Genomic DNA, 25,673 nt, shown 5'->3' on the forward strand with positions numbered 1-25,673 from the left:
ACTATAGCAGCTTAGCTCCGCGCATGACAGCGCGCGGAGCCGCCTGCTCAGACTTCACTGGCAATCGGGTCGGTTTCGGAAATGGCCTTGCCGCGATCCGTGCTGCGGGTGTTGTAGAACGTCGCGGCCACGCCGGACAGCAGGATGATCGCCATGCCTACCCAGCTTAACCAGCCGAAGCTGTCGCTGAACAGCAGGACGCCCCAGATGCTGGAGAACACAATCCCGGTGTACTGCAGGTTGGCCACCACCAGCGTCTTGCCGAGGCGGTAGGCGCGCGTCATTGCCACTTGCGCGGCGGTGGCGCACAGCCCCACGCCCAGTATCAGCAGGATGCTGCGCGAGTTGTCCAGCGGGTGCCAGTGCCAGCCGCTTTCCAGCAGGTGCCCGCTGAAACCGGCGAAGAGGTTGGTCACGCTGAAGAAGAACACCACGCGCGATTCGGGTTCGCCCGCCAGGCCCAGCTTGCGCACCTGCATATAGGCCATGGCCGACAGCACGGAGGAGCCGAGCGCCATCAGGGCCGGGCCGAGCTGGTTGGCGTCAAAGGCCGGCTGCAGCAGGCAGGTGACGCCGACAAAGCTCATGCCGACCGCCAGGATCAGCGGCCATTCGACGCGGTTTTTCTGGTGCCACCAGCCATGCGCGAACAGCCACACGGCGATCCAGATCGGCGCCATGTAATTGAGCGTCATGGCCGTGGCCAGGGGGAGCTTGGCGATGGTGTAGTACCAGATCCAGAGCGAAAGGACGCCGACTGCGCCGCGCCAGAGGTGGGCCAGCGGCATGGTGGTCTTGAGGGTGCCGCCTTGCAGGCGCAGCATGGTGAACAGGATGATCATGCCGATCACTCCGCGGTACATCACCATTTCGGATACGCTGAATTCGTCGGACGCCAGTTTCACGCACACCCCCATGGCGGCGAACAGGAAACTGGCAACTAACATCCAGAGTGATTGCATCAGATGTCCAGTTTGCTCCGGTACCATTCATGGAAGTGCTGCATGCCGTCTTCCATCGGCGATTGGTAAGGGCCGGCGTCGTTTTCGCCGCGTTCCATGAGGATCTTGCGGCCGGCGTCCATGCGGGCGCCGATTTCATCGTCCTCGACGCAGGTTTCCATGTAGGCTGCGCGTTCGGCTTCGATGAATTCGCGTTCGAACAGCACGATTTCTTCCGGATAGTAGAACTCCACCACGTTGCGGGTGCGGTTCGGGCCTTCCGGCCACAGTGTCGATACCACCAGCACGTGCGGGTACCATTCGACCATGATGTTCGGGTACAGGGTGAGCCAGATCGCGCCGTGCTTCGGCGGTTCGCCGTTGCGGAACTTGAGCAGCTGCTCGTGCCATTTCTGGTAGGTGTCGGAGCCGGACTTCTTCAGGCCCCGGTTCACGCCCACGGTCTGCACGCTGTAGTCCTGGCCGAATTCCCAGCGCAGGTCGTCGCAGGTGACGAAGCTGCCCAGGCCCGGGTGGAACGGCTCGACGTGGTAGTCCTCCAGGTAGACCTCGATGAAGGTCTTCCAGTTGTAGTCGCAGTGGTGCACTTCCACGTGGTCCAGCATGTAGCCGCTGAAATCCAGGTCCTTCGTGACCGACAGGGCGCCCAGCTTGTTCATCACGTCGTAGCCGTTCTGCTCGAACAGCAGGCCGTTCCAGTTCTGAAGCCTGGCTTTCGGCAGGTTCAGGCACGGGGTGTCCGGGAAGTGCGGCGCGCCAATCAGCTCGCCCTTCAGGTCGTAGGTCCAGCGGTGCAGCGGGCAGACGATGGTGTCGGCATTGCCGCGGCCATTGAACATCAGCGCCTGGCGGTGGCGGCAGACGTTGGACAGCAGTTCGATGCCGTTGGCATTGCGGACCAGCATGCGGCCTTCATTTTCAGCCGCCAGCGTGGCAAAGTCGCCGATATTCGGCACCATCAGCTCGTGGCCGACGTAGCGCGGGCCTTTCTTGAACAGTTCCTGCATTTCACGCTGCAGCAGCGTTTCGTCAAAATAGACGTTGACCGGAAGTTGCGCGTTCGAACGCGCCAGCTTGGCGTGGCTACCCAGATCGGACATCCAAACCCCCCTTAATTAAATATCAAACCAAGAAGAGAAAGATCCGTAAAGACCTGAATTCAGATTATAAAAACGGTATTTCGGACAGAACCGGAGATTATAGCGCGGAATAGGCTATCTTCGCTGAACTTTCTGGGGTGGGGCGCCCCGCAGGCGGCGTGAATGTAATTGCAACGTTTCCACCCTGTTTAGAGGCCGCTTTTTAGACCGAATGCAGGAGTTTGTTCTAAAATAGCGGGCTACACTAGTGTTATATAGCTTTATGACCAAGAAAATGAATGCGCCCGCCACCTTTGAGGAAGCGATGGCCGAACTGGCCCAGCTGGTCAGCCAGATGGAAGCCGGCCAACTGCCACTGGAAGCTTCGGTGGCCGCCTATGCGCGCGGCTCCGAACTGGTGAAGTTCTGCGCCGGCCAGCTCGACAAGGTCGAAGCCCAGGTCAAGGTGCTCGAAGGCGATATGCTCAAGCCTTTCGCCGAAGGCGAGGAGGCAGCCCAATGAGCGCATCGTTCCAGGACTGGATGAAGACCATCCAGGCCGGCATGGAGCAGGACTTGTCGTCCTACCTGCCTGCCGAAGATGTAGTTCCAACCAAGCTGCATGCCGCCATGCGCTATGCCGTGCTCGATGGCGGCAAGCGCGTGCGTCCGCTGCTGGTGCATGCTGCCGGCGCCTTGTCTGGCGCCGATGCACAGGCCCTGAGCCGCGCCGCCGCCGCCTTGGAAATGATCCACGCGTATTCGCTGGTGCATGACGACATGCCCTGCATGGACGACGACGCGCTGCGCCGCGGCAAGCCGACCGTGCACGTGGCTTATGACGAAGCCACCGCGCTGCTGGTGGGCGATGCGCTGCAGGCGCAAGCCTTCGGCGTGCTGGCCGGCGTCGAATCGGTGCCGCCGCAACGCCTGGTCGGCATGCTGCGCCTGCTGGCGGATGCCGCCGGTTCGGCCGGCATGTGCGGCGGCCAGGCCATCGACCTCGATAGCGTGGGCATCAGCCTGACGCTGGAACAGCTCGAGCGCATGCACCAGCTGAAGACCGGCGCGCTGTTGCGTGCCTCGGTCGTGCTGGGCGCGATGGCTGGGAAGGACTTGACGGATGCCGAGCTGGCGGCCCTGCACGATTATTCGCGCGCCATCGGCCTGGCCTTCCAGGTGGTGGACGATGTGCTCGACGCGACGGCCGATTCGGTCACGCTGGGCAAGACGGCAGGCAAGGATGCGGCGGACAACAAGCCGACTTACGTATCCATCCTCGGCCTGGAACCATCGATCGCCCTGGCGGAAAAACTGCGGCAGGATGCGCACGCTGCGCTGGCGCCGTTCGGAGAACAAGCTCTGCGCCTGCGTGAACTCGCAGACCTGATCGTGCAGAGGAAAGCTTAAAATGAAACTGCTTGAAACCATCAATAACCCGGCCGACCTGCGCAAGCTGGCTCGCCACCAGCTTACGCCGCTGGCCGAAGAACTGCGCAGCTTCCTGCTCGATTCCGTGTCCAAGACCGGCGGCCACCTGTCCTCCAATCTGGGCACGGTGGAACTGACCGTCGCGCTGCACTACGTGTTCAACACGCCGCAGGACCGCATCGTGTGGGACGTGGGCCACCAGACCTATTCGCACAAGATCCTGACCGGCCGCCGCGACCAGTTCCATACGCTGCGCCAGTTGAACGGCATTTCCGGCTTCCCGCGCCGCGTGGAATCGGAATACGACACCTTCGGCACCGCGCACTCCTCGACCTCGATTTCCGCCGCGCTGGGCATGGCCCTGGGCGCCAAGATCAAGGGCGAGCACCGCCATGCGATCGCCGTGATCGGCGACGGCTCGATGACCGCCGGCATGGCATTTGAAGCGCTGAATAACGCCGGCGTGGAAAAGGACTGCAACCTGCTGGTGATCCTGAACGACAACGACATGTCGATCTCGCCCCCGGTCGGTGCACTGAACCGCTACCTGGCACGCCTGATGTCGGGCCAGTTCTATGCAGCAGCCAAGAACGTCGGCAAGTCCGTGCTGCCAGGCCCGCTGCTGGAAGTGGCCAAGCGCCTGGAAGAACACGCAAAAGGCATGGTGGTTCCTGCCACCATGTTCGAAGAGCTTGGATTCAACTACATCGGCCCGATCGACGGCCATGACCTCGATTCGCTGATCCCGACGCTGCAGAACATCAAGCAGCTCAAGGGTCCGCAGTTCCTGCACGTGGTAACCCGCAAGGGCCAGGGCTACAAGCTGGCCGAGGCCGAGCCTATCCTGTACCACGGTACCGGCAAGTTCAATCCGGCCGAAGGCATCAAGCCTGCGCTGGCGCCTTCCAAGAAAACCTATACCGAAGTGTTCGGCGACTGGCTGTGCGACATGGCCAAGGCCGACAAGCGCCTGGTGGCGATTACGCCGGCCATGCGCGAAGGCTCGGGCATGGTGCGCTACGAGAAAGAGCACCCGGACCGCTACTTCGACGTCGGCATCGCCGAGCAGCATTCGGTGACCTTTGGCGCCGGCCTGGCCTGCGAAGGCTTGAAGCCGGTGGTGGCGATCTACTCGACCTTTCTGCAGCGCGCCTACGACCAGCTGATCCACGACGTGGCGCTGCAAGACCTCGACGTGACCTTTGCGCTGGACCGCGCGGGCCTGGTGGGCGCCGACGGCGCCACCCACGCCGGCAATTACGACCTCGCCTACCTGCGCTGCATCCCGAACATGGTGGTGATGGCGCCGTCCGACGAGAACGAATGCCGCCAGATGCTGACGACCGCTTACCAGCATCCTGGTCCTGCGGCCGTGCGTTATCCGCGCGGCGTCGGCATCGGCGCGACCATTGCCCAGGAACTGACAACGCTGCCTATCGGTAAAGGCGAAATCCGTCGCAAGGGCCAGAAGATCGCGATCCTGGCTTTTGGTTCGATGGTGGCCCCGGCCATGGGCGCGGCCGAACTGCTGAACGCCACCGTGGCCAATATGCGCTTCGTGAAGCCGCTGGACGTGGAACTGGTCAAGCAACTGGCGGCCGACCACGATGTCCTGGTGACGGTGGAAGAGGGCTGCATCATGGGCGGCGCAGGCGCCGCCGTGGCCGAAGCCCTGGCGGCCGAAGGCATCATCAAGCCGATCCAGATGCTCGGCCTGCCGGACAAGTTCATCGACCACGGCGACCCGGCCAAGCTGCTGGCGCTGGTGGGCCTGGATGCCGCCGGCATCGCAGCCTCGATCAAGGGCCGTTTCGGCGACGAACCGCGCCTGGTGGTCAACAACGGCTGATCACGCACAGCCTGCAAGGGACGGCAAGAGGCGAGGGATGCTGGCCGGGCTCCGGAGTTCAGCCAGCTTGGCGGGCGCTGAGTGCCTATTGGTGATTGGCCCCGAGGTGCTGCACGGGTTCAACCCGGCTGCGCTGGATGCCTCGATCCGGCGCGCCGCGCCTTAGGGCAGGCGTGCCACGCGCAGCGTTGGGGCTTCCTTGTCGCGTGCATCAAGCGTGAAGGAGTAGCGGCCGGCGCTTTCCACTTTGAGGCGCAGGCGCTTGCCCTGTTTGGCCAGCGGCACGGCTACGCCGTCCGCTAGCTGCTGTTCCGGCGCCGGCGCGCCAAGGCTGATTGCCGCCAGGCCGCGCGTGCCGACCTTGAATGAATGTGAGCCCTTGTCCAGGTCCAGTTCTGCGGCGTAGATGCCTTCCTCAACCCTGCGCAGCGGATTGCGCGAAGCCCAGTCGCTCATGGAACCGGTCACGAACAGCGTTTGCAGCCAGGGATTGGCTTTTTCTTCCGGCGTCAACTCCGGGGCGTAACGCAGCTCGATGCGGGCTTCGTTCGACCAATCGCTTTCGCCGATCGGCGAGCGGAAACTGAAGTCGCCGGTATCGAGCTTTTCGTGGCGTTCGCCGTCGATGATTTCGGCGCTTTCGAGCGGGCGCAGGCTGCGGAAGGCGAACCTGATCTTCTTCTTGTCAAAGCTCATGTCGCACCAGTTGGTCGTCATGGCGACAGTGTTGACGAACAGCTTCATCATCAGGCCCATTTCCTTCTTGGCGATGGCGATCATCACCTGGCATTCCAGGCGCAGGTCGCCCAGGCGACGGACGTTTTCCGGCAAGCCTGGCGTGCGGATATCGGGGTAGCCTTTCAGCACTCCCTTCTTGCGGTTCAGTATCAGATCGGCATCGTCATCGATTGCCGATTGCACGCGTGGCACGGCGAAGGTGCCGTCTTGCGCGATGGGGACCGGGATCGGTTCGCCGTTGCCGACAATGCGCAGGTAGAGGGCATCGCCGGCAGGCTGCTCCTGGCCCTCGCGCCCCGTCAGCCGGAAGCGCAGCTCCGGCACCGATGGCGCCAGCGCATGGTGCTCCTCGAATGCATCAAGGCCGGCCACGACGGCGCGGTAGGACTTCATGTCCGGATTCTTTACGCCCTGTACCTCGACGCTTGGAGTCGTCTCCTGGGCTGCCGCGCCACCGGTCGCGAACGCGACTGCGATGGCAAAAACGCATTGTTGAAATTTTCGCATCTGCGCAGTCTAACAAACTTCCATCAAACCTTGTGCCTGCGGCGAGTGTCGCCTAGATTGGTATAAATAGTTTATTCCAATCGAGGGAGTGAAATGCGCTATCTCCTGCTCGCACTGCTGGTCTCGGCCTCGCAAGCCATGGCGCAGGTTCCCGAATCCGGCCGCTGGCAGGAGCTGCGTTTTCCCGCCGAAGAAGTCGAGCAACAGGCGGAGAGCCAGTATATCGAGCAGACGGTGTCGCTGGCTGCTGTTGGCCGGCTTGACCGCGACAAGGTCCTGCTGCTGCGCGTGAAGGGCATCGCCGATGGACTGGTGCGCGCAGCCAGCTCGCTAAGGCCCGCTGCTGCGGGATGGCCGTGGGAATTCCACGTTACCGACGATCCGGCTGTGGAAGCCGAAAGCCAGGCCGGCGGAAAATTGTTGGTCGGCAGCCTGTTTGTCGAACGCCTTCGGCTGAATGATGGCGAACTGGCGGTCCTGCTTGCGCATGAAATTGCCCACGTCGTCGCAGAACACGAGCGCGAAACCCTGTCGGAGGCCTTGCTCGACAGCCGGCGCGACTTGCCGCTCGATGTGGTTCTGGAGCGGTTGGCCTCCGACGTGCCCCTGCAATTCCGCCTGTCCAAACTCGCCGCGATCCAGGAGCGGGAGGCTGACCAGCTTGGCATGCTGATCGCCTATCGCGCGGGCTGGCCATGCGCGGCCATGCTGACCTTTTACAGCAAGCTTGCCGCCGATTCCCCCGCCTTAACCGTGCTCGCCAGCCACCCCAGTGGCGCCACTCGCCTGAGCCTTGCCAAAGGCATGTCGCGCTTGCTTGGCGATTAATGCTGCGGCGCGTGCCATTTCGGCATAGCCAGCGTCGCTGGGGTGCAGGTGGTCACCAGAGTCGAATTCGGGGCGCAGGCGGGATGGGTGCGCAGGGTCTTGCAGCAGGTGGTCGAAATCGATGATGGCGTCGAATTCACCGCTGTGGCGGATCCACTCATTGGCTTCGCGGCGCACGCGGTCCTTGGCGGGCGAGTAGTGGCCGGCGTAGGGCGTGCCTTGCAGGGCGTCTTCGAAGGGCAGCAGCGTGCCGCCGACGATGCGCACTTGCCGGGCGCGTGCGGCGGCGATCAGCTTGCGGTAGCCGGCAATCATGGCGCCGGCCGTGACTGGCGGCTCGTGCGGGGCAAATGCGCTGCCAGGCCAGCCGATGTCGTTGATGCCCAGCAGGACGATCACCGTGTCCACGCCTGGTTGCGACAGCACATCCCGCTCGACGCGCGCAGCCGCCTTTTCGCCCATGCCATCCGCCAGGAGGCGCGCGCCGGAAATGCCGGCATTGACCACGGCGACGCCCTCGGCACGCTCGGCCAGCTGGTCGGGCCAGCGCAGGTTGCGGTCGGGTGTGGAGCCGTTGCCGTCGGTGATTGAATCTCCGAGAGCGACAACGGTGCGTCGCGCTGGGCCCGAGACTTGCACGGCACTCAGGAAGGTGCGGCCAGCCAGCGCTTGGGCGCCCGGCAGCTCGGCGGCAGCGGCCCAGTTGCCGGGAGCCGCAAAGGCCGTTTGCTGCGCACCCCAGTGGAAAGTCGTGAGCGGAGAGCGTTGCGGCAGCCAGGTGGAAATTGACAGGCGCTGGCGGGCGCCAACCGCCAGCGGGGCCGCGTCGCTGGTGACCGACTGTCCCGGCGCAATTGTCACGCTGCGCTGGCCACCAAAGGTCAGTTGCACGCCTGCGCCATCTTGCTGCGACGTAGCTGCGCGCGACGGTTCGCCGCGGGCCGGCGCCAGCCGCACTTCGCCGATCACGAGCGGCGCGCTGCCATAGCGGTTGGAATAGCTGACGCGCACCTGGTCGCCGCCGACGCTGGTGCGCACGAACTCCCGCACTGTCTGCGCCTCCAGCGACGGCGGCATCATGGTGGGCAAGGCGAATTCGGCGCCCCAGGCCGGCATCGGCGCAGCGTACCAGCTGGTGCGCCATTCGGCTGCATGGACGGCTGTTGCGGCGAGCAAGGCAGCCAGGGAAAAAGCAAGGCGTTTCATGTGGATTCTCCAGTCAAGTTCGGATGGAGCCATGCTCCCTTATTCCGATGTCGACTGGTAGTCGCGAAAATGGACTATATTTAAGTCCAAAAAGGAATGATGGATGGACACTTTACGCTCCCTCGAATGCTTCGTGCGTGCCGTTGAACTGGGTAGTCTTTCGGCCGTCGCCCGCGAGCAGCACACCACGCAATCGAATATCAGCAAGGTCGTCGCGGCGCTGGAGGCCGACCTTGGCGTGCGACTGCTCGAACGCAGCACGGCCAGCCTGTCGCCGACCGTGCCCGGACGCCGCTTTTACGAACGCGCCCGCGGCGTGCTGGAAGAATATGCCGACGCGGTAGCCGACGTGCGCGGCGAGACGGCTGCCGCCAGCGGCCTGCTGCGCATCAATGCACCGGTGGCCCTGGGGCAGTTCTGCCTCAACGCCTATGTGCAGGACTTCCTGCGGCAATACCCCGCCATTGAAGTTGAACTGATCCTGAACGACCGCATGGCGGACCTGGTGGAAGAGGGCGTGGACATCGCGGTGCGTCTCGGCAGCGACTTGCCGCCGAACGTGATCGCGCGCCGCATCGGGGCTTCGCCGCGCCTGCTGGTGGCCGCGCCGTCCTACCTGAAGACGCACGGCACGCCGCAAACGCCCGTTCAACTGGGCGAGCACGAATACATCCGCTTCGCCTGGTTGAGCAGCGGGGACACGCTCGAATTATCGGATGGGGAGCAAAATGTGACAGTCGCCACGCACGGCCGTTACCGCGTCAACAATGCGCTGGCAATCCGCGATACGCTCGCTGCTGGCGGAGGGATCGGCTTGTGCCCGGAATGGCTGGTGCATGACTTGCTGGCCCAGCGCAAGCTGCGCCGGGTGCTGCGCGGCTGGCAGGGGCCGGCGCAGGAACTGCACCTGCTCTACCCCAGCCGCCGCTACCTGCCGCACCGGGTGCGGCTCATGCTTGATTACCTGCAGCAGCGCTTTGCCGCGCAGGCCGGCTTTTAACCGCGCTTGCGGTCGTGGTGCCACAGCACGTCGCTGCCGCCTGCAAAGCGGTTCAGCACACGCGCCAGCACGAACATCAGGTCCGACAGGCGGTTCACGTACTGGCGCGGGAAGTCGTGGATGGTTTCGTTCTTGCCCAGCATGACGATGGCGCGCTCGGCGCGGCGGCATACGGTGCGGCACACGTGCGACAGCGCCGCGGCGCGCGAACCGGCCGGCAGGATGAATTCCGTCAGCGCCGGCAGCGTCGCGTTGTACTTGGCCAGCAGCGCATCCAGGCGCTCGACGTGTTCTTCCTTGATCATCTGGTAGCCCGGAATGCACAGCTCTCCACCCAGGTCGAACAGGTCGTGCTGGATCGAGACCAGTTCCTCGCGCATCTCGTCCGGCAGCGCTTCGGCCAGCAGCACGCCTAGGTTGGAGTTCAGCTCATCCACTTCGCCGATGGCCTGGATGCGCACATTGTCCTTGTCCACGCGGGAGCCGTCGCCCAGGCCGGTGGTGCCTTTGTCGCCGGTGCGGGTGGCGATTTTCGAGAGTCGATTACCCATTGCAGCCTCAAATTGTCGTTAACGGTGGCAGGATACGACAAATTACCATTGGTTGGGAGGGGAATTCCGCGTGCTTGCAGGATTTGAACTTACAATGGATCAATGAAAAACAGCACAGCCTTTGTTGCCGCCCTGCGCGCGGCCCTGCCGCCATCGAGCGTGCTGTCGGAAGCGGAAGACACGCGTCCCTATGAGTGCGATGGCCTGTCGGCGTATCGCCAGCTTCCCATGGCGGTTGCCTTGCCGGCTGACGAAGCTCAGGTGCTGGCCGTCCTGCAGGTCTGCCGCGAATTCAATGTGCCGATCGTGCCGCGCGGCGCGGGTACCGGCCTGTCCGGCGGCGCCATGCCGATTGCCGACGGCCTGGTGCTGTCCACCGCACGCATGAACCAGATCGTGCGCATGGACGCCTTTTCACGCACGGCAGTCGTGCAGCCGGGTGTGCGCAACCTCGCCATCTCCGAAGCTGCCGAACCATACGGCCTGTACTATGCGCCCGATCCTTCCTCGCAGATCGCCTGCACCATCGGCGGCAACGTGGCGGAGAATTCTGGCGGCGTGCACTGCCTGAAGTACGGCCTCACCGTGCACAACGTGCTGCGCGTGCGCATGGCAACCATCGAGGGCGATGTGGTGGAGCTGGGCGGCGAGTCCCTCGATGCCCCGGGCCTGGACCTGCTGGCCGCCTTTGTCGGCTCCGAGGGCATGCTGGGCATCGTCACCGAGGTCACCGTCAGGCTGGTGCCCAAGCCCGCCAGTGCGCGCGTCATCATGGCTTCCTTCGACGAGGTTGGCGCAAGCTGCAGCGCCGTGGCTGACGTGATCGCGGCCGGCATCATCCCGGCCGGCCTGGAAATGATGGACCGCACTTCGTCGCGCATGGTCGAACCCTTCGTGCGCGCCGGCTACGATACCGATGCCGCCGCCATCCTGCTGTGCGAAGCCGACGGCACGGTCGATGAGGTCGAAGAGGAAATCGCCCGCATGACGGCCGTGCTGCAGGCGGCTGGCGCCAGTGCGGTACTGGTCTCGAGCAGCGAGCAGGAGCGCCTGAAATTCTGGTCCGGCCGCAAGAACGCCTTCCCGGCAGCAGGGCGCATTTCGCCCGACTATTACTGCATGGATGGCACCATCCCGCGCAAGCAGCTTGCGCGCGTGCTGCTTGGCATTGAGCAGATGGAAGCCAAGTACGGCCTGCGCTGCGCCAACGTGTTCCACGCGGGCGACGGCAACCTGCACCCGCTGATCCTGTTCGATGCCAACCAGCCCGACGAGCTGCATCGCGCCGAAGCTTTCGGCGCCGAGATCCTGGCGCTGTGCGTGGAAGTGGGCGGCACCATCACCGGCGAGCATGGCGTGGGCATCGAGAAGATCGACTCCATGTGCGCCCAGTTCAGCGATGCCGAACTGGCGGCCTTCCTTGCGGTGAAGCGGGCGTTCGATCCTGTGTCGCTGCTGAATCCGAACAAGGCGATTCCAACGCTGAACCGCTGCGCGGAGTTCGGCAAGATGCATGTGCGTGCGGGACGTTTGCCGCATGCCGGATTGCCGAGGTTCTGAGATGGATGCGATGCTCGAACAGTTCCGCGCCCGCATCCAGGCTGCCAGCGCCGATGGCACGCGGCTGATGCTGCGCGGCGGCGGCACCAAGGACTGGTATGGGCAGAACGTGGTCGGCGATGTTTTCGATACCCGCGCCTATGCCGGCGTCGTCGAATATGAGCCGACCGAGCTGGTGGTCACGGCACGCTGCGGCACGCCGCTGGCCGACATCGAAGCCTTGCTGGCGCAGCATGGACAGATGCTGGCCTTCGAACCGCCGCGCTTCGGCGCTGGCTCGACCATTGGCGGCGTGGTGGCCAGCGGCCTGTCCGGCCCGCGCCGCGCCACAGCAGGCGCCTTGCGCGACTTCGTGCTGGGCGCGCAGCTGATGGATGGCCGCGGTGAACTGTTGTCCTTCGGCGGCCAGGTAATGAAGAATGTGGCCGGCTATGACGTATCGCGGCTGCTGGCCGGTTCGCTGGGGACGCTGGGCCTGGTCACCCAGGTGTCCTTGAAGGTGCTGCCCGTGCCTTTCTGCGAGGCGACCATCCGCTTCGAGGTGGACGAAACCGGGGCGCTGCGCATGATGAACGAGTGGGCCGGGCGGCCGCTGCCGGTGTCGGCGACTTGCTGGCATGGCGGGATGCTGACCGTGCGCCTGTCGGGAGCCCAGGCGGCAGTAAGGGCGGCGCAGGCTGGCATGGGCGGCGAGGCGCTGGCCTACGGCAGCGCGTTCTGGAGCGCCTTGCGCGACCAGCGCGGCGATTTTTTCGCGAGCGCAGAGGCGGGAGCGGCGGAGCTGTGGCGGCTGTCCGTGCCAAGCGCCGCCAGCGCGCTGGTGATGCGCGGCGAACAGCTGATCGAGTGGGGCGGGGCGCAGCGCTGGCTGCGCGTCGACCACGGCGTCGCCGAAGACATTCGGCGCGTCGCGGCTGCGGCCGGAGGACACGCTACGCGTTACCGGGTCGCGAGCGAAGATCTTGGCGCAGGCGTTGGGGCCTTCCATCCGCTGGCGCCGGCGATCGCGCGCATCCACGAACGACTGAAGGCCGCCTTCGACCCGGCGGGCATTTTCAATTGCGGCCGCATGTACTGATATGCAAACGAACCTGGCAGATTTCATCAAGGGCACGCCGGACGGCGACGAAGCGGAAGCGATCCTGCGCGCCTGCGTGCATTGCGGCTTTTGTACTGCGACCTGCCCGACATACCAGCTACTGGGCGACGAACTGGATGGGCCGCGCGGCCGCATCTACCTGATCAAGCAGGTGCTGGAGGGTGCGCCGGTGACGGCCAGCACCCAGCTTCACCTGGACCGCTGCCTGACTTGCCGCAATTGCGAAAGCACCTGTCCTTCCGGCGTTAAGTATGGGCGCCTGGCCGACATCGGCCGCAAGGTGGTTGAGCAGCGCGTGCCGCGCAAGCTGCCGGACCGCATCCGGCGCTACGTGCTGAAGGAAGCCTTGCCGCGCCGCTGGCTGTTCGAACCGGCCCTGCGCGCGGGGCAGTTGCTCAAGCCTTTGCTGGGCAAGCCGTTGCAGGACAAGCTTCCCGCGCGCCGGCCCGCGAGCGCATGGCCGGTGCGAGCGCACGCCCGCAAGATGCTGGTGCTCGATGGCTGCGTGCAGCCCGGCCTGGCGCCGAACATCAACGCGGCCGCTGCGCGCGTGCTGGACACCCTGGGCGTGCAGTTGCTTGCCGCACCCGGCGCCGGCTGTTGCGGGGCGCTGCGCTTTCACCTGAACGACCAGGATGCGGCGCTCGACGATATGCGGTGCAATATCGACGCATGGTGGCCATACGTGGCGCAGGAGCAGGTGGAGGCGATTGTGATGACCGCTTCCGGCTGCGGCGTCACGGTCAAGGAATACAGCCATCTGCTGGCGCACGACAGCGCCTATGCCGCCAAGGCGGCGCGCATTTCGGAAATGACGCGGGACCTGAGTGAAATCCTGCCGGCGTTCGAGGCCGAACTGGTGCAGCGCGCAGGCGCGCGCGCTGCCGGGGCGCCGGTCGCGTGGCACCCTCCATGCACGCTGCAGCACGGCCAGCAGATCCGCGGCAAGGTCGAGGGGCTGTTGCGCGCGCTGGGCGTCGAGGTAAGGATGTGCCGCGATGCGCACTTGTGCTGCGGTTCAGCCGGCACCTATTCGCTGCTGCAGCCGGAATTGTCGCTGCAGCTGCGCGACCGCAAGCTTGCCAGCCTGGCCGGCACCGGCGCCGAACGGATCGTCTCGGCCAATATGGGCTGCATCGGGCACCTGCAGTCCGGTACGCAAACGCCGGTCGAGCACTGGATCGAACTGCTCGACCGCGCCTTGCACGGCTAGCTTCAGCGCTCGGCCCACTTGTCCATGATGCGCGTCACCTCGGGCAACTGGTCGAGGAACAGGTCGACCAGCCGCGGCTCGAAATGCCGGCCGCGCTGGTCCTTCATCCAGGCGCAGGCATCCTCCAGCTTCCAGGCTGCCTTGTAAGGGCGCACGGACGTCAGCGCATCGAATACGTCGGCAACCGCAACGATGCGGCCCGCCAGCGGGATGTCTTCGCCGGCCAGGCGATTGGGATAGCCGCTGCCGTCCCATTTTTCATGATGGCACAGCGCCACGTCGTGCGCCATGGCCAGCATGCCGCCCTCGTGCTGGCCGATGATGTGGGCGCCGATGCCGGGGTGGGTTTGCATGACCAGGTATTCTTCCGGCGTCAGGCGGGCAGGTTTTTGCAGGATGCTGTCGGGGATGCCGATCTTCCCGATATCGTGCATGGGGGCGGAAATGAACAGGTCATCCGCGTCCTGCTCGTCGAGGCCTGCGGCAGTGCCGAGCAGGCGGGCATAATGGCTCATGCGAATCACGTGCAGGCCGGTCTCGTTGTCCTTGTACTCGGCTGCCAGGCCAAGCCGCTGCACGATGGCCAGGCGGCTGGCGCGCAGCTCCTCCATGCGCACCATCGACAGGTGCAGCTTGACGCGGGCCTTGACCACGGCGGGGCTGAGCGGCTTGCTGATGAAGTCCACCGCGCCCGCTTCGAAACCGTCCACTTCGTCGTTCGAATCGGTCAGCGCGGTGACGAAGATCACGGGGATATTGGCGGTGGCGGGGTTGGCCTTCAGTACCCGGCAAACGTCGTAACCCGTCATTTCGGGCATCATCACGTCAAGCAGGATCAGGTCGGGTTTTTCGTTGACCGCCAGCTCGATGGCGCGCGCGCCATCCTTGGCAAACAGCAGGCGGTAACTGTCCTGCAGGATCTGGCGCAGCAGCTGCAGGTTGGTCGATTCGTCGTCGACGGCAAGCACGGTGGCTTGTCGGGTCATGGCGTATTCCTTTGCGTGTCCAGGCATTCGTCGAGCAGCGCTTGCAAGGCGTCGCGGGCGGCCGGGAAGTCGAAGTCGTCCAGCGCGCGCTGCAGGGCCTGCAGGTGCGCTTCGGCAACGCAGCCGCGCAGCACATCGGCCAGCGCGGCCAGTTCCTGCTGCTCGAAGCTGCCGCGCTCCAGCGACTGCAGCATGGCCTTGCCCATCGCCTGCACCTGCTCCAGGTCGAGCGGCGACGCCGGCGTTGCGGACTGCGCAAGCGGGTCGCCGGCATCGTCCCGCGCCCACACGGCGGCCAGGGCGTCCGCCAGACGCTGCGTCGCCTGTTCCAGCAAGGCCGGCAGCCCGGCACGGCCGTCCTGCGCCTGCAGGCCGGTCTCCAGCCGCCACAGCGCATCTGCCAATTGTTCCATGCCAAGGTTGGCGGCGGCGCCACGCAGGCGGTGCGCCAGGGCTGCGCAGGCTGCGTGCTGGCCAGCAGCAATTGCGGACCCGAGTTCCCGCTGCGCGCTCTCATAGTCTTGCGCGAAGCGCTGCAGCGCGCGCTGGTAGGCTTCGCGCTGGCCGGCCCAGCGCGCCAGGCCCTTGTCCGCATTCAGCACCATGCCGCGCACCGGGCTGGCCGCTGGCGCCAGTTGCGGCGCGCCGGACGGCATGCCAAGCACGCGCGCCAGTTCCTGCGTCAGCACGGCCACGTCCACCGGCTTGGTGGTGAAGCCGTCCATCCCGGCCTCCCGCGTGGCGTCGCGGTCGCGTTCCAGCACGCTGGCCGTCATGGCGATGACCGGGGTGCGCTTGCGGCCCGCGGCCGCTTCGTCGGCGCGGATGCGGCGTGTGGCCTCCAGGCCGTCCATGCCGGGCATCTGCACGTCCATCAGGATCGCATCGAACTGCGCTTCGGACGCCAGTTGCGCAGCCATGGCGCCGTCGCTGGCGCCGGTCACGGTATGGCCCAGCTTTGCCAGCAACAGCATCAGCACTTCCAGGTTCTGCGGCACGTCGTCGGCAGCCAGGAGATGCATCGGCGGCAGCAAGGTGGGCGCTGCCGCGCTGCGCACGGCTTCGTCGCGCGCCGCCAGCAGCGGCAGCAGCACGTGGAAGGTGCTGCCCGCGCCCGGCGTGCTGTCGGCCCACAGGCGTCCGCCCATCAGCTCCACCAGTTGCTTGCAGATGGTGGTGCCCAGGCCGGTGCCGCCGAAGCGGCGGTTCATCGAAGCGTCGGCCTGCACGAAGGGCTCGAAGATGGCAGCCATGCGGTCGGGCGCAATGCCGATGCCGGTATCGCTGACGGCGAAATGCACCAGGCGCCGCTCGCCTTCGCGCTCGGCGTTGACAGCCAGCGACACGCTGCCCTGGCTGGTGAACTTGACGGCGTTGTCCAGCAGGTTGGTCAGCACTTGCCGCACGCGCAGTTCATCGCCGTGGATCCAGTTCGGCAGTGCCGGGTCGTAGTGCAGCGACATCGCCAGGCCCTTGGCCTTGGCCGCATTGCCCATGCTGGAAGAGAGTTCGTCGGCCAGGGCCAGCAGGCTGAAATCATGCAGTTCGAGTTCCACCGCGCCCTTGTCCAGCTTGGCGGTATCGAGGATGGCGTTCAACAGTCGCAGCAGCGAACGGCCGGCATTGCGCACCGTGTCGAGGTGGCGCCGCTGCACGGCGCTCAATTCGCCATGCAGCAGCACGTCGGTGAAGCCAAGGATGGAGTTCATCGGGGTGCGGATCTCGTGGCTCATATTGGCCAGGAAAGCGGCGCGTGCCGCCGCTGCCTGCTCGGCGCGCTCCTTGGCAATGCGCAGGTCCTGCTCCATCAGGCGCCGGTTGCTGATGTCGAGCACCACGCCGTCCAGCAGTTCGACTTCGCCGTCCGGGCCGAGCACCACGTTGCCGTTGCCCCAGAACCAGTGGATGCTGCCGTCGCGGTGGATGATGCGGTATTCCAGCGTGAACGCGCGGCGCTGTTCGACCGCGCTGCGGCAGCCTTGCTGCACGCCCGGCCAGTCGTCTGGATGCACCAGTTCCCCGAACAGGCGCCGGGGCGGATCGCCGAGGAAGTCGGAGGCGGGGTAGCCGGTCATGCTTTCGATGGCGTCGCTGACGAATACCAGCGGCCAGCCTGGCGCATTGCGGCAGCGGAAGGTGATGCCGGGGATGTTGGCGACCAGCGAACGCAGTTGCTCTTCGCTGGCGCGCAGCGCCTGTTCCAGGTCGCTCACGTGGTGGAACAGTGCGCGGTAGCGCAGCATGCCGTTGGCGAACACCACCAGCGCCGTCAGCAGCGCGGTGGTCAGGGTCACCGCCAGCGCCAGAAAGCCGGCATTCGCGATGCCGCTGGCCGGGTCGAGCGGCACGCGGCCGACGAAGCGCGCCGCAGCCATGCCGGTATAGTGCATGCCGGAGATGGCGCAGCCCATGATGACGCCGGCCGCGGCGACGGTCCCGCGTTCCCCCAGCCGGCGGCGCAAGCCCTGCGAGCCCTGCAAGCCGAAGCGCACCCACAGCGCCAGGGTCGCCAGCGCAATGGCGACCACGATGGACAGCCCGAACATCCACGGGTCATAGCGCAGATGCAGCGCCGAGCGCATGGCCGCCATGCCCGTGTAGTGCATGGCGCCGATACCCGCGCCGACCAGTACCCCGCCCACCAGCAGGCTGCGCACGCCGATACGATGACGGCCAAGCAGCGGCAGGGCGACGCTGGAAGCGGCGATGCTGGGCAGCATCGACAGCAGGGTGGTGGAAGGATCGTAGGAAACCGGCGTGCACAGGTTAAAGGCCAGCATGCCGATGAAGTGCATGGCCCACACGCCGCTGCCGAGCGCAAAGCTGCCGGTCGCCAGGGCGGCCAGGCGCAGCGTGCGCTTGCTGCTGCGTGCCGCCTGGCCGGCCATCTGCAGGCCCATGGCGGAGGAAAAACTCGCCACCAGCAGCGACAGGATGACAAGCGAGGGAGTGTAGATCCCGTAGGTGAGTAGCGCCGGGTCAGCTGGCGGCGAAAACAGCTGGATCAAGTAGTGCTTGATCTCGCCCATGGCGGCGCTTCCTCCTTACTGCGCTATCAGCTTCCTGATCTCGTCTGCCAGGTCGGCAGGCTTGGTGGTCGGCGCATAACGGTCATGGATGCTGCCGTCCTTGCGCACCAGGAATTTGGTGAAGTTCCACTTGATGCCTTCCGTGCCGAGGATGCCCGGCGCATTCTTTTTCAGGTGCTGGTACAGCGGGTGCGCGTTGTCGCCGTTGACGTCGATCTTGGCGAACACCGGGAAAGTGACGCCATAGTTCTTCTCGCAGAAGGCGCCGATTTCGTCGGCGCCGCCAGGCTCCTGCTGGCCGAACTGGTTGCAGGGGAAGCCCAGCACTTCGAAGGGCTGGCCGGCGAACTGCTTGTGCAGTTCCTCCAGCCCCTGGTACTGCGGCGTGAAGCCGCATTTGCTGGCCGTGTTCACGATCAGCAGCACCTTGCCCTGGTACTGTTTCAGGTCCACCTGCTGGCCTGACAGGCTGTCGGCGCTGAAGTCGTAAACAGTGCTCATCAGACGATCCCCAGGTGCTCGGTGCCGGCGGCCAGGTCGCGGTTCCTCGCTTCCTTCGATTCCAGCTTGATGGCCAGGCGCAGGTCGTTGACCGAGTCCGCGTTGCGCAGCGCATCTTCATAGGTGATCTGGCCCGCTTCGTACAGGTCGAACAGCGCCTGGTCGAAGGTTTGCATGCCAAGTTCGCGCGAGCGCTTCATCAGCTCCTTGATCTCGTGCACCTGGCCCTTGAAGATCAGGTCCGCGATCAGCGGGGAGTTCAGCATGATTTCCACCGCCACGGCGCGGCCCTTGGCATCCTTTTTCGGAATCAGGCGCTGCGAAATCATGCCCTTCAGGTTCAGCGACAAGTCCATCAGCAGCTGCTGGCGGCGCTCTTCGGGGAAGAAGTTGATGATACGGTCCAGCGCCTGGTTGGAGCTGTTGGCGTGCAGGGTGGCCAGGCACAGGTGGCCGGTTTCGGCGAAAGCGATCGCGTGGTCCATGGTCTGGCGGTCGCGGATCTCGCCGATCTGGATCACGTCCGGCGCCTGGCGCAGGGTGTTCTTCAGCGCCACTTCCCAGTCCTCGGTATCGACCCCCACTTCGCGCTGGGTGATGATGCAGTTGCGGTGCGGGTGCACGAACTCGACCGGGTCTTCAATGGTGATGATGTGGCCGTAGCTGTTTTCGTTGCGGTGGCCCACCATGGCCGCCAGCGTGGTCGACTTACCGGAACCGGTCGCGCCGACCATGATCACCAGGCCGCGCTTGGACATGATCACGTCCTTCAGGATGGGCGGCAGGCCCAGTTCGTCGAATTGCGGGATCGAGCTGTTAATGGTACGCAGCACCATGCCGACCGCGCTCATTTGCACGAAGGCCGAGACACGGAAGCGCCCCAGGTCGCCGGGGCTGATCGCGAAGTTGGCTTCCTTGGTCAGTTCGAAAGAAGCGGTCTGCTTGTCGTTCATGATCGAACGGGCCAGGTCGGAGGTGTGGGCCGGCGTCAGCGCCTGCGCCGACACGGGCGTCATCTTGCCGTCGATCTTGATGGCCGGCGGGAAGCCGGCGGTAATGAATAAGTCGGAGCCCTTCTTGCTGACCATCAGGCGCAGCAAGTCGAACATGAATTTTGAAGCCTGGTCGCGTTCCATGGTTAGCCTGGGAAGTTATCTGGGATCTTGGCCGCCGAGCGTGCTGCTGCCGGGGAGATCATGTTGCGACGGATCAGGTCCGTCAGGTTCTGGTCCAGCGTCTGCATGCCAACGTTGTTGCCGGTCTGGATCGAGGAGTACATCTGCGCGATCTTGGCTTCGCGGATCAGGTTGCGGATTGCCGGGGTGCCGATCATGATTTCGTGCGCGGCGACGCGGCCGGAGCCGTCCTTGGTCTTGAGCAGGGTTTGCGAAATGACCGCCTGCAGCGACTCCGACAACATGGCGCGCACCATTTCCTTTTCTTCGGCCGGGAACACGTCGATGATACGGTCGATGGTTTTCGCGGCCGAGGAGGTGTGCAGGGTGCCGAACACCAGGTGGCCGGTTTCCGCCGCCGACAGCGCCAGGCGGATGGTTTCCAGGTCGCGCAGCTCGCCCACCAGGATCGCGTCGGGGTCTTCCCGCAGCGCCGAGCGCAGCGCGTTGTTGAACGACAGCGTATGCGGGCCCACTTCGCGCTGGTTGATCAGGCACTTCTTCGATTCGTGCACGAATTCGATCGGGTCCTCGATGGTCAGGATGTGGCCGTACTCGTTTTCGTTGAGATGGTTGATCATCGCTGCCAGCGTGGTCGACTTGCCGGAGCCGGTCGGACCGGTCACCAGCACCAGGCCGCGCGGCTTCATGGCGAAATCGGCGAAAATCTTCGGTGCGTTCAGTTCTTCCAGCGTCAGGACCTTGGAAGGAATGGTACGCAGCACGGCGGCGGCGCCGCGCTCCTGGTTGTAGGCGTTGACGCGGAAACGCGCCAGGCCCGGAATGGCGAACGAAAAGTCGCATTCCAGCATCTCTTCGTATGCCTTGCGCTGGCCGTCGTTCATGATGTCATAGATCATGCCGTGCACGTCCTTGTGCTCGAGCGGAGGCAGGTTGATGCGGCGCACGTCGCCGTGCACGCGGATCATCGGTGGCAAGCCTGCCGACAGGTGCAAGTCGGATGCCTTTTGCTTGAAGGAGAATGCGAGAAGTTCGGAAATGTCCATTTATAATCCCTGTGCTTTTTCAATAGCCAAAAAAGCTTGGCACTGTCTCATTCGATTATGTCCACAATAGCCCACAACTTGCAAGTTGTTACTGAAGCAATTAACGTTGCCGCGCGCGAAGCGCGGCGCGCGCCCAACGAAGTGCAGCTGCTGGCCGTCTCCAAGACCTTCCCGGCGCAGGCAGTTTTCGAGGCGGTGCTGGCGGGACAGCGTGCTTTCGGTGAAAACTACGTGCAGGAAGGTGTGGACAAGATCCACGAACTGGCAAGAATGCGCGGCTGCACGCCGTTGGAATGGCATTTTATTGGACCAATCCAGAGCAATAAGACGCGTCTTATAGCTGAAAACTTCGATTGGGTGCACACGATTGAACGCGAAAAGATCGCGCAACGCCTGAGCGAGCAGCGGCCGCAAGGCCTGCACCCCATGCAGGTGTGCATCCAGGTCAATACCAGCGGGGAAGCCAGCAAAAGCGGCGTGCTGCCCGCCGACGCCGCAGCGCTGGCCCGTACCGTGGCCGCGCTGCCGCGCCTTGTCTTGCGCGGCCTGATGTCCATCCCCGAGCCGCAAGACGATTTCGACCAGCAGTGCGCGGCCTTCCGCGTCCTGCGTGAACTCTCCGATCAACTGCGTGCAGAGGGCTTGGCGCTCGACACGCTGTCGATGGGCATGTCGGCCGATATGCGCGCCGCCATTCATGAAGGCGCGACCATCGTGCGCGTCGGCAGCGCCATTTTCGGCGCCCGCGACTACAACAAAGGATAACGTGATGAAGATTGCATTTATCGGCGGCGGCAACATGGCCGCCGCGCTGATCGCCGGCCTGGCCAGCAAGCTGGCGCCCGGCGCCAATATCCACGTGGTGGACCCGAACCCGGCCTCGCTGGAAAAACTGCGCCAGGAATACGGCGTCACCGTGGCCGCGGCGGCCGGCGAACCGGTGGCGGCGGCCGAGGTGCTGGTGCTGGCGGTCAAGCCCCAGGTCATGCACGAAGTGACGCAGCAATTGCTGCCGCTGCTGCAGGCGGCGCAGGCGGCCGGCCGCTCGCCGCTGGTGCTGTCGATTGCGGCCGGCATCCGCGCCGCCGACCTGTCGCGCTGGCTGGGCGGCTACCAGGCCATCGTGCGCACCATGCCGAATACGCCGGCCCTGATCGGCATGGGCGTGACCGGCATGGTGGCTTCCGCCGGCGTCAGCGTCCAGCAGCGCGAGGCGGCCGACCAGATCCTGCGCGCCGTGGGCGCCACGGTGTGGCTGGACGATGAAGCGAAGATCGACGCCGTGACGGCCGTTTCCGGCAGCGGTCCGGCCTATGTCTTCTATTTCATCGAAGCGATGCAGCAGGCGGCCGAGGAGCTGGGGCTGACGGCGGAGCAGGGCAAGGCGCTGGCCATGGCCACCTTTACCGGCGCAGCCCAGCTGGCGCTGCAGTCGCCCGACCCGGTGCCGGTGCTGCGCGAGAAAGTGACCTCCAAAGGCGGCACCACCTATGCCGCCCTGGCCTGCATGGAAGCGAGCGGCGTCAAGGCCTCCATCGTCGCCGCCGTCAAGGCTGCCGCCGCGCGCGGCAAGGAGCTGGGCGAGCAGCTCGGCGCCGCCGGCTGACGCCGGGCGGCTTCCCTGGCTTGCCAGGCCATGCGCTTGGCTCGCCGGGCCAGTGGACCCGGTGTGGCACAGCACATATCATTCTTGCTTTGTTGATATTGGAATGGAGCAGGATATGCGCAGGACGATCGCGGCTGGCCTGGCAGTGCTGGCCGCCTTGTTTTCCGGGCCGGTGGCACAGGCCAACGATTCCACGGCGCGCGTCGGCGCCGGCGGCCTGGTGCTGCAAAAAAACGGCGACATCCGCATGCTCAGCGAACACCTGAGCATTTCCGTCAAGCGCATCGAAGTGGAATACCGCTTCCGCAACGAGAGCGCGCGCACGATCGAAACCGTGGTCGCTTTCCCGATGCCGGAATTCCATTGGGACCCGGAACAGGATGCGAACTGGCGCAATATCGGCCCGGTCGAGAGCTTCCTGGTGCACGTCGATGGCAAGCCGGCCGTGGTGCGTGCGGAACGCAAGGCTTTGCTGCAGGGGCGCGATATCACGGCGCTGTTGCGCCGGGCCGGCTTGAGTGAAGACCACATCTTCCGCACCTTTGGCGATGCCTTCGATACCGGCGGCATGACGCTGCCGGAGGCGGTGGTGGCACGCCTGCATGCACTGGGCGCGAGCGACCAGAGGATGCCGCAATGGCGGGTGGCGGAAACGGCGTACTGGACCCAGGCCTTCCCTGCCGGGAAGGAAGTCGTCGTCACGCATTCCTATCGTCCCTTTGCCGGCCGCATCTTCGGCACCTATGATGGCGCAAGGCCACCTTCTGAAGATAGCGTCCCGCTTTCATCCATCGGGGAACAGGATCGCGCCTGCCTGGGGGAGGGGGGAATGAAGGCCGTGTTGAACAAGGCACGCCAGAGAGTGAAAGATGGCGCCAGATCGGGCTACATCAACCTGAAGGACGTTGAATACATCCTCGGTACGGGGCGCAACTGGAAAGGCAGCATCGGCGAGTTCACGCTCGACGTCGTCAAGGAGACACCGCAGGACACCGTCTCGCTATGCTTCCCCGGCAAGCCGGAACGCATCGGCGAGCGCACCTTGCGCTTCAAGATGCGTGACTATGTGCCACAGGAGCGGCTGGTGCTGAATTTTTACAGTTTTGAATAAGGGCCAGTTCGGCCAGCAGCGCCGCCAGCTCGCTTTCCACTTCGCTGACAAGCGGCGGAATGCGCTCGATCATGCCGGCGTTGGCAAGCGTTTCGACCAGGCCGCACAGGGCGCTGAGTTCGCGCGCGCCAAACAGGCCGGCGCTGCCTTGCAGGCTATGCGCGTTCAGGCTGATGGCCGAAACGTCGCCGCACTGGATGCCCTGCCGGATTGCGGCAAGCTGGCGCGGGCCTTCCTGCATGAAGGCGGCGCAGGCTGCGGGGCTTAAGGCGCGCGTCGCCGGCGGCGGCGCCACGCTGTCCGCGGTGCCGAACATGGCGTCAAGCTCGGCACGGCGCGGCGACTGCATCAGCAAGCCGGCGTGGCGGCCGATTTCCGCATGCAGGTTTGCCTCGTCGATCGGCTTGGGCAGGAAACCGTTGGCGCCGGCTTCCATGAAGCGCTCGCGCTCTTCGGCAGCCGCGTTGGCGGTCAGGGCGATGACCGGAATGGCAGGCTGCCGCACGCCGGCCGCACCGGCACGCAGCAGGCGCAGGGCGGCGATGCCGTCCATGCGCGGCATGCGGCTGTCCATGATCACCAGGTCGAAGTCGCGTTCCGCCAGGCGTGCCAGCGCAGCGGCGCCATCTTCCGCGATCGTGACGGCATGGCCCATTTCGCCCAGCAGCTCGCGCAGGATGATCTGGTTGGTGCTGCCGTCTTCCGCGCACAGGATCTGCAGGCGCGCGGCATGCGGGGCGCGCGCCTCCAGCGCCCTTTCGGTTGCGGGCTGTCCTGCCTGCAGCGGCAGCCACACCTCGAACACGCTGCCGGCGCCGCGTTCGCTGCGCACCTCGATCGTGCCGCCCAGGGCGTCGACAATGTTCTTGCAGATCGCCAGGCCCAGGCCGGCGCCGCCGTACTTGCGCGAGGTGGCTGCATTGGCCTGCTCGAATTTTCGGAACAGGCGGGAAATCGCATCGGGCTCGATGCCGATGCCGGTGTCGCAGACGGCCAGCGCGATGCCGCCGTTGTGCGCCACGCTGGCCATCAAGCGAACTTCGCCGCGCTCGGTGAACTTGACGCCGTTGCCCACCAGGTTCATCGCCACCTGGCGCAGTCGTACCGGATCGCCGCGCCACCAGCGCGGCAAGGCCGGGTCGATCTCGGCCACCAGCGAAATGCCCTTGGTCTCGGCACGATCGGCCAGCAGCGCCACCACGTCGCGCAGCAGGGCCGGCAGGTCGAAGTCGATGCTTTCGAACGGCATCTTGCCCGCCTCCAGGCGCGAGAAATCGAGGATGTCGTTAATGATGTGCAGCAGCACCTCCGCGTTGCCCAGGCTGATGCGCAGCTTGTTGCGTGTTTCGGGCGACAGGCTGGCGTCCTTCTTCGCAAGCTGCAGCATGCCGATCACGCCGCCCAGCGGTGTGCGCACTTCGTGGCTGATCATGGCCAGGAATTCCGACTTCTGCTCGTTCGATTCTTCCGCCGCCTTGCGTGCAGCCATTGATTCGCGCAATTCCAGGTCGCGCGCCTGCAAGGTGGCGACCTGCTTTTCCAGCGCTTCCTGCACCGCACGCTGGCGCGCCAAGGCGCCTTCCAGGCCGTGCAGCAGGTAGGCGCAGGACACCACCAGCACCGCAGCCACCAGCGTGAAGTTCAGCGACACCAGCGACCAGTGCATCAGCAGGGTCACAAACACCTTGCTCAAGCCAGGATCGATGTTCCCGAAATAGCCGACGATGAAAAGGGTGGCGCTGCACCAGAGCAAGGCCACCATGGCCGGGCGTAGCCCGAGCAGCACGGTGCACAGGATCGGAACGGCAAGCAGGTAGGGCTGGACCAGCGGCCCCACGGAAAAGAGCTGGACCAGTGCAAGCAGGTAGCTGATGGCCAGGAATGCCAGCGCGCGGAAGCGGAACGACAAGGCGCGATAGCAATACAGGATGCCGACGCAAACCAGGGCCGTGATATCGCTCACGATCAGCGGCCACTGGTTCATCTTCATGCTGCCCACGACGCTGGGGATTGCCACCACCAGCCCGAGGAACAAGGCAACGGCGCACAAGCCGTTCAACAGGTTGTTGCGCCAGGTTTGCAGGTTGTCGGCCTGTTCGTTCAGGCCATCGAGCCGGCGGGACAGGAAGTCCCCGGCCCCGTCGTACTGCGGGGGCCGGTCCGGTGTGGTGGAAGAACGCTTGGCGCGGACGAACATTGCAACATAAAAGTATTGGCTAAGGGGTTGATTTTACT

At 65.0% G+C, this 25,673-nt stretch carries 22 protein-coding genes; 11 read left to right on the forward strand and 11 right to left on the reverse strand.

The features are described 5' to 3' along the window. Nucleotides 1-47 precede the first annotated feature (47 nt). Entirely contained in the window at nucleotides 48-962 is a 915-nt protein-coding gene (locus tag ACN9MW_RS07040; protein WP_426169090.1) for a DMT family transporter, read from the reverse strand. Further along, a complete protein-coding gene (locus ACN9MW_RS07045; RefSeq protein WP_426169093.1) occupies nucleotides 962-2,062 on the reverse strand; it encodes an aromatic ring-hydroxylating oxygenase subunit alpha in 1,101 nt (366 codons plus the stop codon). The genes ACN9MW_RS07040 and ACN9MW_RS07045 overlap by 1 nt, the downstream gene beginning before the upstream one ends. Before the next feature lie 262 nt (nucleotides 2,063-2,324). Between ACN9MW_RS07045 and ACN9MW_RS07050 the strand changes: the two genes are divergently transcribed. The 3 genes from ACN9MW_RS07050 to dxs are packed head-to-tail and all read left to right on the forward strand — an operon-like array spanning nucleotide 2,325 to nucleotide 5,321. Beyond that, nucleotides 2,325-2,564, forward strand: a complete 240-nt coding sequence (locus ACN9MW_RS07050; protein ID WP_130315456.1) for an exodeoxyribonuclease VII small subunit — start codon at nucleotides 2,325-2,327, stop codon at nucleotides 2,562-2,564. Next, nucleotides 2,561-3,451, forward strand: a complete 891-nt coding sequence (locus ACN9MW_RS07055) for a polyprenyl synthetase family protein (protein WP_426169096.1) — start codon at nucleotides 2,561-2,563, stop codon at nucleotides 3,449-3,451. The genes ACN9MW_RS07050 and ACN9MW_RS07055 overlap by 4 nt, the downstream gene beginning before the upstream one ends. A gap of 1 nt (nucleotide 3,452) precedes the next feature. Continuing rightward, nucleotides 3,453-5,321: a 1-deoxy-D-xylulose-5-phosphate synthase gene (gene dxs / locus ACN9MW_RS07060; RefSeq protein ID WP_426169098.1), complete on the forward strand. Its 1,869-nt coding sequence runs from the start codon at nucleotides 3,453-3,455 to the stop codon at nucleotides 5,319-5,321. Between the two features lie 162 nt (nucleotides 5,322-5,483). On the opposite strand, the gene ACN9MW_RS07065 is transcribed toward dxs, so the two are convergent. Then, complete coding sequence (locus ACN9MW_RS07065; RefSeq protein WP_426169101.1) at nucleotides 5,484-6,566, reverse strand: hypothetical protein; 1,083 nt, start codon at nucleotides 6,564-6,566, stop codon at nucleotides 5,484-5,486. Between the two features lie 93 nt (nucleotides 6,567-6,659). On the opposite strand from ACN9MW_RS07065, the gene ACN9MW_RS07070 reads away from it, so the two are divergent. Next, the gene (locus ACN9MW_RS07070) at nucleotides 6,660-7,394 is read left to right on the forward strand and encodes a M48 family metalloprotease (RefSeq protein ID WP_426169103.1); all 735 of its coding nucleotides are present in this window, start codon (nucleotides 6,660-6,662) and stop codon (nucleotides 7,392-7,394) included. Here ACN9MW_RS07070 and ACN9MW_RS07075 read toward each other — a convergent pair. Continuing rightward, complete coding sequence (locus ACN9MW_RS07075) at nucleotides 7,314-8,600, reverse strand: SGNH/GDSL hydrolase family protein (protein WP_426169105.1); 1,287 nt, start codon at nucleotides 8,598-8,600, stop codon at nucleotides 7,314-7,316. The genes ACN9MW_RS07070 and ACN9MW_RS07075 overlap by 81 nt on opposite strands. Before the next feature lie 103 nt (nucleotides 8,601-8,703). Between ACN9MW_RS07075 and ACN9MW_RS07080 the strand changes: the two genes are divergently transcribed. Beyond that, nucleotides 8,704-9,600, forward strand: a complete 897-nt coding sequence (locus ACN9MW_RS07080) for a LysR family transcriptional regulator (protein WP_426169108.1) — start codon at nucleotides 8,704-8,706, stop codon at nucleotides 9,598-9,600. Here the strand turns inward: ACN9MW_RS07080 and ACN9MW_RS07085 are convergent. Next, nucleotides 9,597-10,151 (reverse strand): cob(I)yrinic acid a,c-diamide adenosyltransferase, encoded by a 555-nt coding sequence (locus tag ACN9MW_RS07085; RefSeq protein ID WP_426169111.1) that lies wholly within the window; start codon nucleotides 10,149-10,151, stop codon nucleotides 9,597-9,599. The two genes, ACN9MW_RS07080 and ACN9MW_RS07085, sit on opposite strands and share 4 nt — an antisense overlap. Before the next feature lie 102 nt (nucleotides 10,152-10,253). Between ACN9MW_RS07085 and ACN9MW_RS07090 the strand changes: the two genes are divergently transcribed. From ACN9MW_RS07090 to glcF, 3 genes are read left to right on the forward strand one after another with little or no spacing between them, the layout of a single operon-like run. Beyond that, nucleotides 10,254-11,711 (forward strand): FAD-linked oxidase C-terminal domain-containing protein, encoded by a 1,458-nt coding sequence (locus tag ACN9MW_RS07090; RefSeq protein WP_426169114.1) that lies wholly within the window; start codon nucleotides 10,254-10,256, stop codon nucleotides 11,709-11,711. Nucleotide 11,712: 1 nt separating this feature from the next. After that, on the forward strand, nucleotides 11,713-12,789 hold the full coding sequence (gene glcE / locus ACN9MW_RS07095) for a glycolate oxidase subunit GlcE (protein WP_426169117.1): 1,077 nt from the start codon (nucleotides 11,713-11,715) through the stop codon (nucleotides 12,787-12,789). 1 nt (nucleotide 12,790) lies between these two features. Next, nucleotides 12,791-14,023 (forward strand): glycolate oxidase subunit GlcF, encoded by a 1,233-nt coding sequence (gene glcF / locus ACN9MW_RS07100; protein WP_426169119.1) that lies wholly within the window; start codon nucleotides 12,791-12,793, stop codon nucleotides 14,021-14,023. 2 nt (nucleotides 14,024-14,025) lie between these two features. Here glcF and ACN9MW_RS07105 read toward each other — a convergent pair whose 3' ends face one another. Genes ACN9MW_RS07105 through ACN9MW_RS07125 form a run of 5 tightly spaced genes read right to left on the reverse strand, consistent with a single transcriptional unit; the run spans nucleotide 14,026 to nucleotide 20,721 of the window. Further along, entirely contained in the window at nucleotides 14,026-15,009 is a 984-nt protein-coding gene (locus ACN9MW_RS07105; RefSeq protein WP_426169122.1) for an HD domain-containing phosphohydrolase, read from the reverse strand. Beyond that, complete coding sequence (locus ACN9MW_RS07110; RefSeq protein ID WP_426169124.1) at nucleotides 15,006-18,038, reverse strand: MHYT domain-containing protein; 3,033 nt, start codon at nucleotides 18,036-18,038, stop codon at nucleotides 15,006-15,008. Before ACN9MW_RS07110 ends, ACN9MW_RS07105 begins: the two co-directional genes overlap by 4 nt. 15 nt (nucleotides 18,039-18,053) lie before the next feature. Continuing rightward, nucleotides 18,054-18,539: a glutathione peroxidase gene (locus ACN9MW_RS07115; RefSeq protein ID WP_426169126.1), complete on the reverse strand. Its 486-nt coding sequence runs from the start codon at nucleotides 18,537-18,539 to the stop codon at nucleotides 18,054-18,056. Beyond that, nucleotides 18,539-19,675 carry a PilT/PilU family type 4a pilus ATPase gene (locus tag ACN9MW_RS07120; RefSeq protein ID WP_426169129.1) on the reverse strand — a complete coding sequence of 379 codons (1,137 nt, stop codon included), beginning with the start codon at nucleotides 19,673-19,675 and terminating at the stop codon, nucleotides 18,539-18,541. Before ACN9MW_RS07120 ends, ACN9MW_RS07115 begins: the two co-directional genes overlap by 1 nt. A 2-nt stretch (nucleotides 19,676-19,677) precedes the next feature. Next, a complete protein-coding gene (locus ACN9MW_RS07125; RefSeq protein ID WP_426169131.1) occupies nucleotides 19,678-20,721 on the reverse strand; it encodes a type IV pilus twitching motility protein PilT in 1,044 nt (347 codons plus the stop codon). A gap of 57 nt (nucleotides 20,722-20,778) precedes the next feature. Between ACN9MW_RS07125 and ACN9MW_RS07130 the strand changes: the two genes are divergently transcribed. From ACN9MW_RS07130 to ACN9MW_RS07140, 3 genes are all read left to right on the forward strand, one after another. Next, a complete protein-coding gene (locus ACN9MW_RS07130; RefSeq protein WP_426169133.1) occupies nucleotides 20,779-21,486 on the forward strand; it encodes a YggS family pyridoxal phosphate-dependent enzyme in 708 nt (235 codons plus the stop codon). A 4-nt stretch (nucleotides 21,487-21,490) separates the two neighbouring features. Beyond that, complete coding sequence (proC, locus tag ACN9MW_RS07135) at nucleotides 21,491-22,327, forward strand: pyrroline-5-carboxylate reductase (RefSeq protein WP_426169135.1); 837 nt, start codon at nucleotides 21,491-21,493, stop codon at nucleotides 22,325-22,327. A 115-nt stretch (nucleotides 22,328-22,442) separates the two neighbouring features. After that, nucleotides 22,443-23,438, forward strand: a complete 996-nt coding sequence (locus ACN9MW_RS07140; protein WP_426169138.1) for a DUF4424 family protein — start codon at nucleotides 22,443-22,445, stop codon at nucleotides 23,436-23,438. On the opposite strand, the gene ACN9MW_RS07145 is transcribed toward ACN9MW_RS07140, so the two are convergent. After that, nucleotides 23,377-25,635 carry an ATP-binding protein gene (locus ACN9MW_RS07145; protein WP_426169140.1) on the reverse strand — a complete coding sequence of 753 codons (2,259 nt, stop codon included), beginning with the start codon at nucleotides 25,633-25,635 and terminating at the stop codon, nucleotides 23,377-23,379. The two genes, ACN9MW_RS07140 and ACN9MW_RS07145, sit on opposite strands and share 62 nt — an antisense overlap. Between the last annotated feature and the right edge of the window lie 38 nt (nucleotides 25,636-25,673).

It is taken from the genome of Pseudoduganella sp. R-34 (assembly GCF_049904655.1).
Lineage (GTDB): Bacteria > Pseudomonadota > Gammaproteobacteria > Burkholderiales > Burkholderiaceae_D > Rugamonas.